The sequence below is a fragment of the Streptomyces niphimycinicus genome (assembly GCF_018883605.1).
In the GTDB taxonomy this organism is placed as follows: domain Bacteria; phylum Actinomycetota; class Actinomycetes; order Streptomycetales; family Streptomycetaceae; genus Streptomyces; species Streptomyces niphimycinicus.
Genome location: NZ_JAHLEM010001231.1, coordinates 1 through 1,548 on the forward strand (window position 1 = coordinate 1; position 1,548 = coordinate 1,548).

Below are 1,548 nucleotides of genomic sequence, written 5' to 3' on the forward strand. Positions count from 1 at the left end.
GCCCGATGGCGGGGTCTGCTGCTGCGGCTGGGCGCCCGCCGGGCGTACCACCTGCTGCGCGGCGCCGACCGGCTGCGCCGCCGCACCGCCGAATGCGGCCTTACGGCGTTTACGAGGGCGCGCCGCGCGGCGCTGTGGCTGCACTACCGGGTGCAGCGGTGCCGGTCCGTCGATCCCGGGCTCGCCGTCTTCGCCGCGTACTGGCACCGGGGCTACGCCTGCCACCCGGCGGCCATCGAGGCGAAGGTCCGCGAGCTGGCGCCGGGGCTGCGCACCGCCTGGATCACCACCCCCGAGTACGCGCACACCCTGCCGCCCGGGGTGCGTCGGCTGCACCCCGGCTCGGCCGCGTACTGGACGGCACTGGCCCGCGCCCGCTTCCTCGTCAACAACGTCAACTTCACCCAGGGGATGCGCAAACGGCCCGGTCAGATCCATCTCCAGACCCACCACGGCACCCCGCTCAAGCACATGGGCCTGGATCTGCGGGACCGCCCGGCCGCCGCGCGCGGCATGGACTTCGGCAAGCTGATGGAACGGGTCGACCGCTGGGACTACAGCCTCTCCGCCAACCGCCACACCACCCTGATCTGGCAGCGGGTCTACCCCTCCGGCTACACCACGCTCCCCTACGGCGCCCCCCGCAACGACGTCTTCCAGCACACCACCGAGGACGAGGTGGCCCGGCTGCGCGCCCGGCTGGGCATCCCCGCCGGTACCGTCGCCGTGCTGTACGCGCCGACCCACCGCGACTACCAGCGCCGCTATGTGCCACGGCTGGATGTGGAGCGGGTGGCCCGCGCGCTGGGTCCCGGGTTCACCCTGCTGGTCAGGGCGCACTACTTCCATGTACCGGCCACCGGCGTGGTGAGTTCCGGCGGGCGGGGGGTGGACGCCCCGGGGCGGGGGCGGGTGCTCGACGTTCCGGGGCGCGGGCGGGTGCTCGACGTCCCGGGGCGCGGGCGGGTGCTCGACGTCTCCGGACACGGGCGGGTGCTCGACGTCTCCGGGTACGGCCGGGTGGAGGAGCTGTGCCTGGCGGCCGACGCGCTGCTCACCGACTACTCGTCCCTCATGTTCGACTACGCCAACCTCGACCGCCCCATCGTCATCCACGCCGACGACTGGGACGCCTACCGCGCCGCCCGTGGCACCTACTTCGACATCACCGCCGCCCCGCCCGGCCCGGTCTCCCGCACCGAGGACGAGCTGATCGCCCTCTTCGCCGACGGCACCTGGTGCGGTCCGCGCTCGGCCGCGCTGCGCGCCGCGTTCCGGGCCCGCTTCTGCCCGTACGACGACGGGCGGGCGGCCGAACGCGTGGTGCGCCGGGTGTTCCTCGGCGAGCGCCACGTACTGCTGCCGCCCGTCGTCCCGCTCGCCGAGCGCCGCCCCGCCCCTGCCGCCGCCGGCCGCGGTCTTCCGAACGTTCCCGCGGGTTCTGCCGGTTCCGCCGGTTCCGCCGGTTCCGCCGGTTCCGACCGGGCCGCCGAGCCCCTGGCGGCGCGGCGCGCCGGGGTGGTGTGCGCCCCACCGGTCGCCACTTCC

Annotated in this window: 1 protein-coding gene; it reads left to right on the forward strand. The window is 75.2% G+C overall.

Annotation, left to right across the window (positions count from 1 at the left end):
• On the forward strand, positions 1 to 1,548 hold a 1,548-nt coding region (locus KN815_RS49035), incomplete at both ends, for a CDP-glycerol glycerophosphotransferase family protein (RefSeq protein WP_216348193.1).